Here is a 15,663-nt window from a genome sequence, read left to right as displayed (position 1 = left end):
AAGGTAAATGCCGCAATGCCTTAAAGTCGGTTAAGAACGGTCAAGGCTTTAGTCAGGGTTTCTGGCTTTTTGGCAAAACAGAACCGTAGTACCTTGTCGTCCCTATTGTCCACATTAAAGGACGAAATAGGAATGCTGGCTATTTTATAGTCCGTGATTAACCTTTTAGCAAAATCCTCGTCCGCTTCATCTGTGATTTGACTATAATCCAATAATTGAAAATAAGTGCCCATGGTCGGTTTAAAAAGAAACTTGGAACTGGTTACACCCTTTAAAAAGAAATCTCTCTTTTGCTGATAAAAAGCATTCAGGTCTGTGTAATGAATTTTATGTTTTAGATATTTGGCCATGGCACGTTGGGTAGGATGGTCTACACTGAATACGTTAAACTGATGTACTTTTCTAAACTCTTTCATTAAAGGGGCTGGAGCTGCGCAATAGCCCATTTTCCATCCGGTGACATGAAAAGTTTTTCCAAAGGAAGCACAAATAAAACTGCGCGAAGCCAAACCCTCAAACCTTGCAACGCTTTCATGCTCAGCACCATCAAAGATGATGTGCTCATATACCTCATCACTAATTAAGATAATATCGGTATCACGCAACAAGGCTTGTAATTGCAGCATATCCGCTTTCGAAAATATACGACCACTAGGATTGTGCGGTGTGTTAATAACTACCATTTTGGTTTTGGACGTAAGCAATGCTTTAAAGGCGACCCAATCTACCGCATATTCTGGAGCTTTAAGTTCTAGGTGTATGGGAATACCTCCATTGAGTTCAATAGCCGGTTCATAACAATCATAGGCCGGTTTTAAGACGATTACTTCATCACCTTGGTTTATGAATGCCGTTATAGCCGTAAAAATAGCCTGTGTAGCACCAACGGTTACCGTAATTTCTGATTCGGGATGGTAGTAAGCCTCGTGTAAGCTATCCATCTTTTGGGAGATAACCTCGCGCAATCCAAAATAGCCTGGCATTGGGGCGTATTGGTTATGCCCATCTTGCATGGCTTGCGCCACCAATTGCATGAGTTCTTGGTCGGCCTTGAAATTTGGAAAGCCTTGGGATAGGTCAATGGCATCATGCTTTCTTGCTAAGTTACCCACCGTTGTAAAAATGGTGGTTTCAACCTTAGGCAATTTAGAATTGAATTGTAATTTATTGGTTTGCACAGTTTAAAATTAAGGAAATAAGTACTGTTTGGGACATAAAAAAACCCGATGTTTCCATCGGGCTTCAATAATCATAAAGTCAGAAGACTACGCATGTTGTTCTTCGTGCTTTCCTTCTTTTATCTCTTCAATCAACTTTGAATTGAAAGCTGGTAAATCGTTCGGATTTCTGCTGGTTACGAATCCTTCGTCTACAACTACCTCTTGGTCTATCCACTTTGCCCCAGCATTTACTAAGTCGTCCTTAATAGAACTGAACGATGTCATTTTTCTTCCCTTGACCACGTCTGCACTAATTAAAATTTGCGGAGCGTGACAGATGGCCGCAACCGGTTTCTTCATTTTAAAGAAATCCCTCACGAATAGTAGGGCTTCGTCGTTCCTTCTCAGTTTATCCGGATTAATCACTCCGCCCGGTAAGACTAGGGCATTATAATCTTCTGCTTTAACGTCATTCAATGTTTTGTCTACCTTGTAGGTATCGGACCAGTTTCCATTTGCCCATCCTTTGATTTCTTCGTTTTCCGGGCTTACGATATCTACCTGAAATCCGGCATTTTCCATCGCTTCTTTGGGTGATTTTAATTCACTTTCTTCAAATCCATTTGTTGCTAAAATTGCAATCCTCTTCATTTGTTATTGTTTTAAGGTTAATAATTAATTTCATCTTTAATTTAATAAACAGAAGTTGAAAAATCCGTTAAAGCCTTTATAAATTAGGACTTTCAAAGGTTAAAGGTTTCCTAATTGAGTTTTATGGCATAAAAAATTATCGCGTATGCATGGAATTTAGGTGGACGATTACCTTTTGAAGACAAGCCCCTATATCTTTTTTAATCTCTGATTCCCAAAACCGGAAAACGGTGTACCCTTTTTCCGCTAGGGCTAGATTTACTTCTTTATCACGCTGTATGTTGCGTTCAAATTTGGCAACCCAAAATGCGCTGTTGGTTTTAATTTTAGGCTTTCTTAGCTCCCAATCCTTTCCATGCCAATAATCACCATCAATAAAGATTACTGTTTTATATTTGGGTAGTGCAATGTCCGGTTTTCCTATAAGCTTTTTGTAGTCAATCCTATAGCGATAACCTGCCGCGTAGAGCGCTTTCCTAAATGCAAGTTCCGGCTTGGTGTTCTTGCCTCTAATTTTGCTCATTATTTTAGAGCGTTGAGGTGTCGTATAAAAGCCGGATTCCTCATTAAAACGAGGTACCTTGATACGTTCTTCAGCGTATGGTTTGGACATGTTTTAAGGTATTAATTTTATTTCGGTTTTAAGTTTAAGACCAAGAATTTTTAGATAACTAATTGTTAACTTAGATTAAACTTATTGTTGGATGGAGATTATAAAGGATACCCCAATTTTATTTGAAAAAGATGACTTATTTAATTTTCAATTTTTTGCAAAAAAAGTTCAACGCATTATCCAGACTACGAATGTTTTTGAAGAATCATTATCAATAGGGATTTATGGTAAGTGGGGCGAAGGAAAGACCTCCTTTTTAAATTTATTAGAGAAAAATATAGATGTATTTGAAAAGAATGATGATGAACTGGGAGTAATGAAATATCACTTTAATCCTTGGAGATATGGTTCGGAAGAAGAAATTTTATTTGATTTTTACGAGGGTCTTAGTACTAGGCTTTTCTTTTCAACAAACGAATCTCTTGAAAAAGCCGGTAAATTAATTAGAAAATACGGAAGGTATTTAAAGGCGGTAAAACTATCTGTATCCACAGGTGTCCCAAAAGTTTTCGGAACTAAGGTTACATTTGAACCTTATGAAATCTTAAAGACTTTAGGAGATGACTTGGAAAGCCCTAGACTTTCCTTAGAAGAGATAAAAATCAAAATAAATGAAGCTTTAGTTAGTGCTAAATTCAAGATAATAGTATTTATTGATGATGTTGATAGGCTAGATAAGGATGAAATATATACAATTCTTAAGATTATCAAGTTAAATGGAAATTTTAAGAATTTAATTTATTTAATCACTATGGACAACGAACAGGTCGCAAAGGCAATTAATCACAGATATGGAACCGAGGTTGAGGATGGTAGGCTTTTTCTAGATAAAATTATAAATATACCCATTACGTTGCCAAAAGCAGAGGAAGCTGATTTAAAAAGATTTTTAAGTTCGAAGATTGTAATTCTAACTAAGAATCTGGGTTATGAGTTAGATGAAGTTAAAAAGGAGGAATTAGGGGAAATCATTTCCGAATATAAGCCATACTTATTTAAAAGTCCAAGGGAAGTTATAAGAGTAATGAACTCTTTTTTCTTCTCCGCTTTTGCTATTGGGAAAGAAGTAAATCTTAGTGATTTGTTTTGGATTGAATATTTAAAAATTAAATATCCTAAATGCTATAATGAAATTAAGTCATACCACCCAAATGACCCAATGACTGCATTGCAGCAGCAGATCACTTTCAATGATTCTTATGGTGCTAATGTGAGTAGCTCTTTAAATGGATTTAGAGAGAATCTGTCGAATAATTATGAGATGACAATGCCTATTATTTCAAGGTTATTTCCTTTGTTGCAAGCTGCGGTTTTCCAAACTAAAAAAAGTCCTGAACTTTATAACAAGGAGTTAAGAATCAATCATATTAACCATTTTGATAAGTATTTTTCGTACCATGTAAAGGGTAAAATTTCAGAATTACTCATTGAAAATTTTTTGGTTAATGTCAATCTTGGTAATACCGATGAAGCAAATTCTATGCTTGTAAATTTTTTTGAAACCTACGAACTACATAAAGTAACTTATAGGTTGTTAAATTTGGTTGAAGGATTTAATGATATAGAAAACAGAAATCTATTTTTTAAATATATTTTTAAGTTTAGAAACAAAATACCGCATGAGCAAAAGGATATGTTTGGAAAAAACACTAAACTAGAGATTATAGAAAGGATTGCACAAGAATTAAATACTAATAACCCACAAAACAACGAAGAGATTGTTTTGGAATTAGCAGAGTTGCTAAACTATTCTGAATTATGCTATTTTATCAGAGGGTTTAAATATCAGGATTTTGAATTAAAGTTAAAGGTATTGTTGATTGAGAAGGTAAAGTCACTAATGAATCACCCGTTTTATAAGGAATCAAAAAACCCTGTCAATAAAATGGTAATGAGTGTCTGGTTGCATCATAAACCACAGGAATTCAAGGATTATCTTGAAAATTACACGGTTAGTAAAAATTGTACTGGGAAGTTAATTCAGAATTTTTGCACTTATTGGAATAATAAATTTTTTGGGGCGTTGTCCCTTGATAATTTTAATTATATAAATGAATTATTAGACGTAGTCTGGGTCTATAGTAAGGTTAAAAAGTTTTATCCTGAATTAATTAATATGAATATTAAATCTTTTGATTATAATGGTAAGAAATCAATGACTGTCGAGGATAATGTCAAGCAATTCATTTACCATTACCGAAATAATATCAAATAAATATGACAAAATTAAAAAATCCCACATGATGAGGTGTGGGATTTTAAAATAATTTTGAACGGGATTGAATTAACCTTTGATGCTAGCGCTTAAATATTCGCGGTTCATACGTGCAATGTTTTCTAAGGATATTCCCTTAGGACATTCCACTTCACATGCACCGGTATTGGTACAATTGCCGAAACCTTCCAAATCCATTTGGCGCACCATATTCTGGACACGGTCTACGGCCTCTACTTTTCCTTGAGGTAATAGTGCGTATTGAGATACTTTAGCAGAGGTAAAGAGCATAGCGCTAGCATTTTTACAAGCTGCTACGCAAGCACCACAGCCAATACATGCTGCGGCATAGAATGCATCATCTGCATCGTGCTTATCTATAGGAATGGAGTTGGCATCCTGCGTGTTTCCAGAAGTATTTACCGATATATAGCCACCAGCTTGTTGAATCCTATCAAAAGCGGTACGGTCTACGATTAAATCCTTAATCACTGGAAATGCCTTTGCCCTGAACGGTTCAATAGTTATCGTATCACCATCATTAAATTTACGCATGTGCAATTGGCAGGTAGTGATTAGCCGGTCCGGGCCGTGGGGCTCGCCATTGATCTGTAAAGAACAGGAGCCACAAATCCCTTCACGACAGTCGTGGTCAAATTCCACAGGTTCTTCACCTTTGTTTATAAGGTCTTCATTAAGAACATCCATCATTTCCAAAAAGGACATATCTCCATCTATACCATCAATGGTATAATCCATCATTTTTCCTTTGGAACTAGCATCTTTTTGACGCCATATTTTCAATGTTAATTTCATAGCATTTTATTTATAGGAACGCGTCTTCAACTCAATATTTTCGTACTTCAACTCTTCCTTGTGGAGTACTGCATCTTTAGGCTCGCCTTTGTATTCCCAAGCGGAGACAAACTTGAAGTTTTTATCGTCTCTCAAGGCTTCGCCCTCTGGTGTTTGGTATTCTTCCCTAAAGTGGCCTCCACAAGATTCGTTACGTGTTAGCGCATCCTTGGCGAACAACTCCCCTAATTCTAGGAAATCTGCCACACGACCGGCCTTCTCTAGCTCTTGATTTTTACTATCTGCCGTTCCTGGAACACGAACGTTTTCCCAGAAATCTTTACGCAAAGCGGAAATCTCGTCAATGGCTTCTTGAAGTTCTTTGGCATTACGGGACATACCGCATTTGTTCCACATGATCTTACCTAATATTTTATGGTAATAATCTACAGAGTGGGTGCCTTTGCCGTTCATTAGTTTCTCCATTCTATCGCGAACTTCTTTTTCCGCAGCATCAAACTCTGGGGAATCAGTGGGTATTTTACCAGTTCTAATATCGTTCGAAAGGTAATCCCCAATAGTGTAGGGCAGTACAAAATAACCATCGGCAAGTCCTTGCATTAAGGCAGAAGCTCCCAATCGGTTCGCTCCATGATCACTAAAATTAGCTTCACCAGCTGCATAACAACCTTCTACGGTAGTCTGTAAATTATAATCTACCCATAGTCCACCCATGGTGTAATGCACAGCAGGATAAATCATCATAGGAGTTTTGTACGGGTTTTCATCTACGATTTTCTCGTACATCTGAAAAAGGTTTCCATACTTAGCTTCTATAACCTCTTCGCCTAAAGCTCTAATGGTTTTGTCATCGGCATCTTTCATTCCTGAGGTCAATGCCTTTTCTTTACCGTAACGCATTATAGCGGCGTCAAAATCTAAATAAACGGCTTCGCCTGTTTTATTTACACCAAATCCAGCATCACAACGTTCTTTTGCCGCTCTTGAGGCAACATCCCTTGGCACTAAGTTTCCAAAAGCAGGATAACGTCTTTCCAAGTAGTAATCTCTATCTTCTTCTTTAAGCTGTGTGGGCTTTAATTTTCCTTCACGAATGGCTACGGCATCTTCTTTTCTTGCCGGAACCCAAATTCGTCCGTCGTTTCGTAAAGATTCCGACATCAATGTCAACTTAGATTGATGATCTCCGGAAACTGGTATACAAGTAGGATGTATCTGCGTATAGCAAGGATTTGCAAAATAAGCGCCTCTACGGTGTGCTCTCCACGCAGCCATTACGTTACTTCCCATGGCATTGGTGGAAAGGAAAAATACATTCCCATAACCCCCGGTCGCTAAAACGACCGCGTGTGCTGAATGTCTTTCAATTTCTCCGGTCACTAGGTTACGTGCAATAATTCCTCGAGCTTTACCATCTACCTTTACCAAATCCATCATTTCATGACGGTTAAAAGGCTGAATTTTACCTCTATTGATCTGACGGTTCATAGCGGAGTATGCTCCCAAAAGTAATTGCTGTCCTGTCTGCCCTTTTGCATAGAAGGTTCTAGAGACCAGAACACCACCAAAAGAACGGTTATCTAATAGTCCACCATATTCTCGCGCAAAAGGAACTCCCTGTGCTACACATTGGTCAATGATCTGTCCGGATACTTCTGCTAAACGATATACGTTAGCTTCGCGCGAACGGTAATCTCCTCCTTTTACCGTGTCATAGAATAAACGGTAATTGCTATCGCCATCTCCTTGGTAATTCTTAGCGGCATTGATACCTCCTTGAGCGGCGATGGAGTGCGCTCTTCTTGGAGAATCTTGATAGCAGAATGTTTTTACGTTGTAACCCAGTTCCGCTAAAGTTGCTGCTGCGGAACCTCCTGCCAATCCGGTGCCTACCACGATAATATCTATATTACGCTTGTTGGCCGGATTTACCAGGTCAATTTCATTTTTATGTTTTGTCCATTTATCGGCCAGTGGCCCAGAAGGAACATTAGAATCCAATATGCCCATATTTAATGTGTTATTGGGTTAAGATGATGATATATGGCAATGAATGCAAAGCCCAAAGGAATTGCGATGGCATATATTTTCGTGAATGTTTGTATTGCAGGAGAGTATTTATTGTTTACCCCCATGGTTTGAAAAGAAGATGCAAAACCATGCAGTAAATGTAGTGCCAAAAGTCCAAAAGAAATTACATATAGAATGGTCCTTACTAAAGGCTCAAATTTTTCTACCGTTTCGGCATAATACCTCGTTGGGTCCTCAGGATTATTCTCTATGTATTTGTATGCCATCTCGTGCACCCAAAAATCATACATGTGTAATCCTAAAAAGGCCAAGACTACGAGACCTGTGATAATCATGTTTCTCGAAATCCAAGAAGCATTTGCACTACCATTATATTTTGCATACTTCACTGAGCGTGCCTGGTTATTTTTAATTTCTAAGGCAATTCCCATCACAAAATGTACAATGACCCCCGCAATTAAAATGGGCTGCAAAATGTACTGCACTAAGGGATTATAACCCATGAAATGTGACCACGTGTTGAAAGTATCCGGTGCAATTACAGAGGTAATATTGATGACGAAGTGTTGTCCAAGAAAGAAAACAAGAAAAAGACCAGAAAGCGCCATCACTACTTTTCGGGCTATTGAAGATTTTAACAATCCACTCATTTGTTGATTTTTTAGCTTAACAAATTTAAGGTACGGGCAAGTTATTAACAAGTTTTCAAGGGGTTTAGTATATTATTTAGACCCATTTTAATCATATGTAAAACCCTGTTTAGAATTTAAAGGGTAAAAAGCTTATTTTAGGAGCTTTCATTAAACAGAGTAGATGAATTGTAAGGCGCACTTATTTAACGAGGAAAGCAATCTATAGATGGATATTGCCCTACTTTCTGTTAGTATGAATGTCTATTCCACAAAAAGGATCGCTGAAGAAGCTCAGAAATCCGGTCACTATATTGAACTTATAGACCATACCAAATGTTCCGTGAAATTGGGCAACGACCAGCCCAGAATTTATCACAGGGAAGAAGATATTACCGATGAGTTTGACGCTATAATCCCAAGAATTGGCACTAAAGTTACCCGACACGGGGTGGCAATAGTAAAACAGTTTGAAATGAACGGGGTCTTTAGTACAGCACGATCTTTAAGCATTGCTAGGGCCAGAAACAAGGTGAGAACCCTTCAAATAATGGCAAGAAAGGGAATACCTATTCCCGAAACGCTATTTTCTATTAATTCGGATAATATCAAGGAACAGATCGAAATTCTTGGAGGAGCTCCTGTAATTATCAAAATACAGGAAGGAACGCAAGGGCTAGGGGTCATTTTGGCAGAAACTAAAAAATCCGCAAAATCTATCATCGATACGTTCTATAAAATGGATACCAGTATTCTAATGCAGGAATATGTCGCCGAAAGTAATGGCGAGGATATTCGCATTATTGTTGTTGGGGATAAGATTATAGCGAGCATGAAAAGAACCAGCGAATTGGACGAGTTCCGTTCCAACGTTCACAGGGGAGGTAGCATGGCAAAGGTGAAGTTAACGGCAAAGGAAGAGTACATGGCCTTGAATGCATCCAAATACTTAGGCTTGGGCGTTGCAGGGGTAGATTTAATACGGTCAAAAAAAGGACCACTTTTGATTGAGGTAAACGCTTCTCCCGGGCTTCAGGGAATTGAAGCTACCACTGGTATCAATGTTGCTCAAAAAATCATAAAATTTGTAGAGAGAAATGGACTTCGCAAAAGAAAATAGGACAATCATAATTGGCGGGGAACGTGTAGCTCCTGGTGAGAACAAACTTTTGAAAATTAGTATTGACCGTCTACCTACAGGAACGCTCATAGACATTCCCGTTTATGTGTTCAACTCAAAAAACCCAGGCCCTACCTTGCTTGTACAAGCTGGCTTGCATGGCGATGAAATCAACGGTATAGAAATCGTAAGAAGAATGTTGGCCGATAAATTATATACCATTGACAAAGGTGCTATTGTAGCGGTGCCTATCCTGAATATTTTTGGATTTATTCATTTTTCAAGGGATGTACCGGACGGGAAAGATGTTAATCGTAGTTTTCCGGGAACCCGAAAAGGTTCCATGGCCAGTAGAATTGCCTATCATTATCTTAACGAGATCATGCATCAAATAGATGTGGCAATCGATTTACATACGGGCGGTAACCAGCGGCATAATTTTCCGCAGATTCGCTACACTCATGAAGATGGTTTAAGTGCCAAGTTGGCCTCTATCTTTAATGCACCCTTTACGTTCTCTTCTAAATTGATAAAGGGTTCTTTTCGTAATGCAGCCTATTTAATGAACAAGCCTACAATCGTCTTCGAAGCTGGTGAAAGTATGCGTTTCGACGATTTTTCCATTGCTGCCGGGATTGATGGTATTTTAAGAATCCTAAGATATTTTGATATGGTAAAGAAGTCTAACGAGGATTATGGTGGCTTGAAGAAAACCATATATTTAGGCAAGCGCAGATGGCTCAGAGCCCCTACCGCGGGAATGTTCATACCTAAGGTGCTGAACGGTACTCAAATGCAAAAGGGGGCCATTTTAGGTTTGGTATCGGATATTTACGGAAAGAAGACCAAACTCATAAAGGCCCCTGATGACGGCTACATCATTTGTATTAATCACCAAGCCGTGGTCAATCAAGGAGACGCACTGTTTCATGTAGGAGTTGCCCTAGTATAAAGATGGTTTGGAAAGTAGTGATATGATCTATTTAAACAGTAGCCCTGTTTTCTTCAATTTTAGCAAGACTAAAATCAATTGCTTGTTGCAGGTCTGTAAATTGATGAATGGAATTTTGAAAAAACATACGTTCAAGAACTAAACTGGTAAAACTTCCTTGCGTACTACCTACTACGGAATAGAAACTTAATCGATTTCTGTTATTGTAGAATTTAATCCAATCCGTAGGGGATACCGTATAACTGTTAATTCTATTGGATATAGAGGCAATTGGAGCGTTTTCACCAAAAATTTCCTGTGCCGCTATAACCGCTTTTTCGGCCATGTTCCAATCAAAAATCACCCCTTCTTTTATTTCCGAAATAACTAGACCATCGAAGTAATAAAAAATACCAAAATCGAATTCCCTGACTTCTCTGATATTTTTAAAAAATGGAAGTTCCCGTACACGTTTCATCACAAAAGCTATAGTTTTGGGATAGAAGATAAAGATAGCAATATAATTGATTATCTATGGAAAGTAAAATAAGACTTTAAAAATTGAAGTTTCTGACAAATTAACGTTAAAACGTTACAGTTGTCCCGTATGTAGGGATTTAAGCCTCCATGTTTTTCAATTGTATTTCCAATGCCTTTGTAGACAGTTGAACTTCAATCAACGATAATATCAATGAGAGTATAAGAGCAATGAGGCTAATTCCAAAGATAACATCGGCCCAAAAATTGAATTCCATATAAATAAGCGACATGGTAATTACGGCCAGTAAAAAGCTAAAGATTGCCGTAGCCTGCATGCTTTTTATAATGCCTAGCCTTTTACGTAGTTGGTTTATTTGTTGTTCTAACGGGCCAGAAGAACTTTCTTGATACTTTTCATAAAGCTGTCTGATCAACGCGGCAATGGCCAAATAGCGTGCATTATAAGCAAGCATGGTCAAAGAAATGGCCGGAAATAGTAAAGCGGGTATGCTTAATGTTAACTGCATAAGTGATAAATTCATGTTATTCTTAATACGGTCAAAATATCGTATGAACCGTTGCGTAGTTTTAGTTATTCGGAAATGTTCTAGAGCTTACCTTATCTGCGGTTGGAAAATCTTTTGGAATCTCTTGAGTAACTTTTCCTGTGGCCGCCCATTCCGCACCACGAAGCATGGTAGTAATGAATCCGACACAGGCAACGGAATAATCCGCATGCCCCATGATATTATGAAAAATACGTCCCTTCCCATAGGTCAAGGTCATAAGTGCAGGTTCGTGCCTACCAGTACCTTTATTATTAGGGTCTGCGTACGCCGTTGCCAAAACCTCCATGTTTTCCGCAGGTCCTCGCAAGCTATTATATAACTCATCTTTGGTATGTAACCATACTTCTGGCATTCCCTTGGTAATTGGATGTTCGCTATTTCGTAACTGCACTTGATATTCGCTTTGGGGTCCATGGGCACCCGCCGGACCTGGACTTAAATCTCTTCTTAGTTCTCCATTGTCATCATAATAGACATATGGACCGTCTTTTTCGGTGCGATCTCCCCAGCCACCAAGGCCTATCATTTTATTATACGCTTCCCATTTTGGAAAAGAATTGTCCGCAGCATGAAAAACAACCAACCCGCCACCATTCTCCATGTACTTTTCCAAGGAGCGCTTGGTTTCTTCTGGCCATTCCGCCGCATTCCACCCAAAATTGTTAATGACTACGTCATATTTAGAGAAATCTGGCGCAAAGTTTGGGTCAGATTTGGGTTTTTCCAACGGGGTCGTTTTTTTCTCTACAGGATATTTAGAAAGAAATTCTTCTCCTTTCCAAGTATATGCAGAACGATAAATATCAACAGTAAACAAACCACTTTCTTTCAGATGAATAGCAAGCATATGCGTTGTCTTTGGCCATTGCGCGTGGTTGTTCTGACCGTCAACAATCAAAACTTTTATGGGTTCCTTACTTTTTGCACAGGAAATATGTGCTTGCGAAAAACTTATGGCGAAAACTAGAATTATAATACGTTTCATAAGGTTATTGATTTATAAAGGATTCCATTATTCGATCGTAAACTTTTTGGACTCTTTAGTGCCGTTCCCAGACAGCTCCACCATATAGGTGCCGGTCGGTAAGTATGTCTTTCCGTTTTTAGCTATGGGTAAATCCGTTTTGTGTTTTTTTAGATAGTTTAACTTTCCGGCTTTGGAGAAGGCAACATCATACGATAGGATATTCAGTCCCTTGTCTGCCACAATTTCTGCCGCGCTTACCTCAATAGCATCGGCTGAGGTGATTATGGCTTGGTAAGTATCTGCTGCTGAACTATAGAAAGTAATATCGATACCTGGCGTGTTTGGTTTGGACCAAGAACTCCAAGCATTGCCCCAATTCTTATTATGCTTAAGGGTGTCCAAATCAAAAACATAAAGACCTTTATTCATTATTTCGGGAGTCATACGTTGTAGCCTGGCGATATCTGCCTTATAAATACTACGGCCATGGGTACCAACCAACAGATGTTTTGCCCTTGGCTGAATGACTAAATCATGTACCGCAACATTAGGCATTCCGTTTTGAAAAACTTCCCAAGTATTACCTCGATCAAAAGAAACATACAATCCGTTATCAGCTCCTACGTATAGGATATTTTCGTTTTCGGAATCCTCGAGTATAACATTAAGGGGTGATTTTGGGATGTTGTTGCTCAAAGATTTCCAAGTAGCGCCATAATCTTCACTTACCAGTAAATAGGCATTAAAATCGTCCCATCTGTAACCGTTCAAGGTAACATAAACTCGTTCTTTCTTATGTTTTGATGCAAGAACTCTGCTGACCCATAGGTTTTTTGGAAAGGAATCTGAGATTATAGTCCAAGTGCCTCCTCCGTTTTGGGTAAGCTGCACTATACCATCATCACTTCCTGTATAGATTTGCCCAAATTTAAATGGAGACTCTGCAATCGTTGTTAGTGTACCATAGGCTACATTTCCTTCTCTACCGCCTTGGGTAAGGTCGGGCGAAATCGTTTCCCAGTTGTCACCTTGATTGAGGGAACGGTGTAATTTATTACCTCCTATATATAGAATATCTTGATTGTGAGGGGATAATAAAATGGGGGTCTGCCAATTGAACCGATACGGTGTTTCCCCCAATTCATGTTTGGGTTGTATGTAGGTTCTCTTATCATTGGTAAGGTCTAACCTAAAATAGTTTCCAAATTGAAATCCTGTATAAACAATATCCGAGTTCCTACTATCTATTTGTACCTGCATACCATCCCCGCCTAAGATGGATTCCCAAGGGTATTGACCACTTTGGTGCCAAGCACTGTTTTCCTCTGCGTTATGCGGGCCTCTCCAAACGCCATTGTCTTGAAGTCCTCCGTAGACATTGTAGGGTTCCTCATTGTCAACGTTTATGGCATAAAACTGACCTACAGTAGGTGCATTGTTCTTTATCCAGTTCTGACCATCATCATAACTGATATTAACACCACCATCGTTTCCATTGATTATGTGGCCCGGTCTTTTTGCATTCACCCAAATTGCATGATGATCCGCATGGACATTATCCCCGTTTATGGAAGCGTATGTTTTACCACCGTCTTCGGATTTTATTATCGGAACACCGGCCAGATAAATTTTATCAGCGTTATTGGGGTCTATTGCTATTTGAGCAAAGTAATATCCGTAACTGTAGAAGAGGTCATCGATGTAATTTTCGTTTTGTTTGGACCACGTCTTGCCACCATTATCGCTCTTGTAGACCTCGGCGCCTATAACGGGGGTGTCAAACAACAAAGAATTGGCATTTTCTAAATATTTGGCCAAATCAACAGGCTTCACGGCTCCGCTGCGAACCATTTGTTTAATATTGTCCGCTCGGTATTTTTCTTGAAAATTATTGGTTTTCAGAAATGTATTCAGTTTTTTGTCCGATAGGTTCAAAAACGCCTCGGAAGTCATTGTTTTAAAATCATCCTTGACCAACCCTGATAATTTCTTTTCTTTTCCTTTTTCCTTGGGTCTCCTGAACTGATTATCGTGTACTGCAAATACCGTGTTTTCATCAAAAATGGCCAATCCTATTCTACCAACTCCATTTCCCGTAGGGAAACCACTGTCTGCATTAGAGACTTTTACCCACGTAGCTCCGGCATCCATACTCTTATAAATTCCGGAATTAGGGCCATTACCGTCAAAGTTCCATGCTTTCCTATCCTTTTCCCAAGCTGCGGCATATTGAATATTGAAATTTTCAGGGGCAAAGGCTACGTCTATGATTCCAGTTTCATCATTGATATAAAGTGTTTTTTTCCAAGTTTTTCCACCATCCACGGTTTTAAAAATGCCTCTTTCTTGATTCGCAGAGTAGAGATGACCGGTTACACCGACTACAACCTCGTTGGGATTATTAGGGTTAATAATTATCCTGCCAATATGATGGGAGTCCGCTAAACCTATATTTTTCCATGTTTTGCCACTGTCCTCGGATTTTAAGATACCAATACCGGCATAGGAAGATCTCGAGGAATTATTCTCTCCTGTTCCCAGGTAGATGGTTCCGCTTGGCCAATGAACAGCCACGGCACCTACATTTTGTGTATCCGTCTCATCAAGAAGAGGGGTAAAGGTAATTCCATTATTATTTGTATGCCAAAGACCTCCAGAGGCATAACCCACATAGAATTCTATGGTGTTTTCAGGATTTACAGCAATATCCACAACACGGCCGCTCATCACTGAGGGACCAATGTTTTTTAGAGGGATATTCTTGACCAATGATTGTTCTGCTAATTTCGCTTTATAAGCAAAGGCCTCAAGATTAATTTCCTTAGCGGTCGGTGTAATTTGCGCTGTACTAAGGGCGACATTTAATACTACTAAAAGGGTTAAATATTTCATTCTGGTTTATTACAGATTCCATCAGGGAAGTTAGTAATAAGTTTTAGCCACCCCAAAAAAATAATTTGTAAGAAAACATCTTTTAAGTGATACAAATTTTTTAATTAAAATCACAATAAATTGTTTAATATCAAAAAATATTGTTAATTTATTGACATATAACCAATAAGTAACATAAAATGGAAGAGTATTTACCGTTGATCATTCAATTAATCTCTGGTGCGGTCGGAGGAAACGTTGCAGGGAAATTATTGCCAAAACTTAATCTAGGTACCTTAGGAAACAGTATTTCGGGTATTCTTGGAGGCGGATTAGGAGGCTATTTACTGGGTATGCTGGGTCTGGGAACGGACGGCGGCATGGATATTTCCGGTATTCTTGGAAGTGTAGCCGGCGGGGGCGTTGGTGGTGGTGTCATTATGGCCATTATCGGGGCAATCAAGGGCGCAATGTCTAAGTAAGCCATCTCTGGGCAGACCCATTGCACATTCTTAATGAAATGAATATTTAATTTCGAGGCGAGATTAGGGTTATCAAACTCTTTGGCGGCCTCAATAAGGTAAATTAACCAACTTAAAACCAAGGGACT

The 15,663-nt window shown here is 38.8% G+C and carries 14 protein-coding genes; 4 read left to right on the top strand and 10 right to left on the bottom strand.

All coding sequences use genetic code 11. The annotated features are described in order from the left end of the window. Positions 1 to 20: 20 nt before the first annotated feature. The 3 genes from EJ994_RS12720 to EJ994_RS12710 all read right to left on the bottom strand — a co-directional run bounded on the left by EJ994_RS12720 (position 21) and on the right by EJ994_RS12710 (position 2,424). Complete coding sequence (locus EJ994_RS12720; protein WP_126592842.1) at positions 21 to 1,178, bottom strand: methionine aminotransferase; 1,158 nt, start codon at positions 1,176 to 1,178, stop codon at positions 21 to 23. Between the two features lie 87 nt (positions 1,179 to 1,265). Further along, a complete protein-coding gene (locus EJ994_RS12715; protein ID WP_126592841.1) occupies positions 1,266 to 1,811 on the bottom strand; it encodes a type 1 glutamine amidotransferase domain-containing protein in 546 nt (181 codons plus the stop codon). 136 nt (positions 1,812 to 1,947) lie between these two features. Beyond that, positions 1,948 to 2,424: a very short patch repair endonuclease gene (locus EJ994_RS12710; RefSeq protein WP_126592840.1), complete on the bottom strand. Its 477-nt coding sequence runs from the start codon at positions 2,422 to 2,424 to the stop codon at positions 1,948 to 1,950. 91 nt (positions 2,425 to 2,515) lie between these two features. On the opposite strand from EJ994_RS12710, the gene EJ994_RS12705 reads away from it, so the two are divergent. Next, positions 2,516 to 4,639, top strand: a complete 2,124-nt coding sequence (locus EJ994_RS12705; RefSeq protein ID WP_126592839.1) for a P-loop NTPase fold protein — start codon at positions 2,516 to 2,518, stop codon at positions 4,637 to 4,639. Between the two features lie 69 nt (positions 4,640 to 4,708). Here the strand turns inward: EJ994_RS12705 and EJ994_RS12700 are convergent, their stop codons facing one another. The 3 genes from EJ994_RS12700 to EJ994_RS12690 are packed head-to-tail and all read right to left on the bottom strand — an operon-like array spanning position 4,709 to position 8,136. Then, the gene (locus tag EJ994_RS12700; RefSeq protein WP_126592838.1) at positions 4,709 to 5,455 is read right to left on the bottom strand and encodes a succinate dehydrogenase/fumarate reductase iron-sulfur subunit; all 747 of its coding nucleotides are present in this window, start codon (positions 5,453 to 5,455) and stop codon (positions 4,709 to 4,711) included. Between the two features lie 6 nt (positions 5,456 to 5,461). Then, positions 5,462 to 7,465, bottom strand: coding sequence for a fumarate reductase/succinate dehydrogenase flavoprotein subunit (locus EJ994_RS12695; protein ID WP_126592837.1), 2,004 nt, complete (start codon positions 7,463 to 7,465; stop codon positions 5,462 to 5,464). A gap of 2 nt (positions 7,466 to 7,467) precedes the next feature. Beyond that, positions 7,468 to 8,136 (bottom strand): succinate dehydrogenase cytochrome b subunit, encoded by a 669-nt coding sequence (locus EJ994_RS12690; RefSeq protein ID WP_126592836.1) that lies wholly within the window; start codon positions 8,134 to 8,136, stop codon positions 7,468 to 7,470. 208 nt (positions 8,137 to 8,344) lie between these two features. On the opposite strand from EJ994_RS12690, the gene EJ994_RS12685 reads away from it, so the two are divergent. Next, entirely contained in the window at positions 8,345 to 9,235 is an 891-nt protein-coding gene (locus EJ994_RS12685; RefSeq protein WP_126592835.1) for a RimK family alpha-L-glutamate ligase, read from the top strand. Next, positions 9,213 to 10,187 (top strand): succinylglutamate desuccinylase/aspartoacylase family protein, encoded by a 975-nt coding sequence (locus tag EJ994_RS12680; RefSeq protein ID WP_126592834.1) that lies wholly within the window; start codon positions 9,213 to 9,215, stop codon positions 10,185 to 10,187. Before EJ994_RS12685 ends, EJ994_RS12680 begins: the two co-directional genes overlap by 23 nt. A gap of 31 nt (positions 10,188 to 10,218) precedes the next feature. Here the strand turns inward: EJ994_RS12680 and EJ994_RS12675 are convergent, their stop codons facing one another. From EJ994_RS12675 to EJ994_RS12660, 4 genes are all read right to left on the bottom strand, one after another. After that, positions 10,219 to 10,644: a hypothetical protein gene (locus EJ994_RS12675; protein ID WP_126592833.1), complete on the bottom strand. Its 426-nt coding sequence runs from the start codon at positions 10,642 to 10,644 to the stop codon at positions 10,219 to 10,221. Between the two features lie 139 nt (positions 10,645 to 10,783). Next, positions 10,784 to 11,173, bottom strand: coding sequence for a DUF2721 domain-containing protein (locus tag EJ994_RS12670; RefSeq protein WP_126592832.1), 390 nt, complete (start codon positions 11,171 to 11,173; stop codon positions 10,784 to 10,786). Between the two features lie 61 nt (positions 11,174 to 11,234). After that, entirely contained in the window at positions 11,235 to 12,200 is a 966-nt protein-coding gene (locus tag EJ994_RS12665; protein WP_126592831.1) for a ThuA domain-containing protein, read from the bottom strand. A gap of 27 nt (positions 12,201 to 12,227) precedes the next feature. Next, positions 12,228 to 15,074, bottom strand: coding sequence for a sialidase family protein (locus EJ994_RS12660; RefSeq protein ID WP_126592830.1), 2,847 nt, complete (start codon positions 15,072 to 15,074; stop codon positions 12,228 to 12,230). Positions 15,075 to 15,253: 179 nt separating this feature from the next. On the opposite strand from EJ994_RS12660, the gene EJ994_RS12655 reads away from it, so the two are divergent. After that, the gene (locus tag EJ994_RS12655) at positions 15,254 to 15,535 is read left to right on the top strand and encodes a hypothetical protein (RefSeq protein WP_126592829.1); all 282 of its coding nucleotides are present in this window, start codon (positions 15,254 to 15,256) and stop codon (positions 15,533 to 15,535) included. Positions 15,536 to 15,663: the final 128 nt, after the last annotated feature.

Source organism: Maribacter sp. MJ134, assembly GCF_003970695.1.
Taxonomy (GTDB): Bacteria; Bacteroidota; Bacteroidia; order Flavobacteriales; family Flavobacteriaceae; genus Maribacter.
This window is presented reverse-complemented; position numbering and strand designations above follow the sequence as displayed.

Coding starts and splice junctions, on each gene's coding strand:
- EJ994_RS12655 (WP_126592829.1), top strand. CDS start 15,254: ATGGAAGAGTATTTACCGTTGATCATTCAATTAATCTCTGGTGCGGTC.
- EJ994_RS12695 (WP_126592837.1), bottom strand. CDS start 7,465: ATGGGCATATTGGATTCTAATGTTCCTTCTGGGCCACTGGCCGATAAA.
- EJ994_RS12685 (WP_126592835.1), top strand. CDS start 8,345: ATGGATATTGCCCTACTTTCTGTTAGTATGAATGTCTATTCCACAAAA.
- EJ994_RS12660 (WP_126592830.1), bottom strand. CDS start 15,074: ATGAAATATTTAACCCTTTTAGTAGTATTAAATGTCGCCCTTAGTACA.
- EJ994_RS12680 (WP_126592834.1), top strand. CDS start 9,213: ATGGACTTCGCAAAAGAAAATAGGACAATCATAATTGGCGGGGAACGT.
- EJ994_RS12700 (WP_126592838.1), bottom strand. CDS start 5,455: ATGAAATTAACATTGAAAATATGGCGTCAAAAAGATGCTAGTTCCAAA.
- EJ994_RS12715 (WP_126592841.1), bottom strand. CDS start 1,811: ATGAAGAGGATTGCAATTTTAGCAACAAATGGATTTGAAGAAAGTGAA.
- EJ994_RS12670 (WP_126592832.1), bottom strand. CDS start 11,173: ATGCAGTTAACATTAAGCATACCCGCTTTACTATTTCCGGCCATTTCT.
- EJ994_RS12675 (WP_126592833.1), bottom strand. CDS start 10,644: ATGAAACGTGTACGGGAACTTCCATTTTTTAAAAATATCAGAGAAGTC.
- EJ994_RS12665 (WP_126592831.1), bottom strand. CDS start 12,200: ATGAAACGTATTATAATTCTAGTTTTCGCCATAAGTTTTTCGCAAGCA.
- EJ994_RS12710 (WP_126592840.1), bottom strand. CDS start 2,424: ATGTCCAAACCATACGCTGAAGAACGTATCAAGGTACCTCGTTTTAAT.
- EJ994_RS12705 (WP_126592839.1), top strand. CDS start 2,516: ATGGAGATTATAAAGGATACCCCAATTTTATTTGAAAAAGATGACTTA.
- EJ994_RS12690 (WP_126592836.1), bottom strand. CDS start 8,136: ATGAGTGGATTGTTAAAATCTTCAATAGCCCGAAAAGTAGTGATGGCG.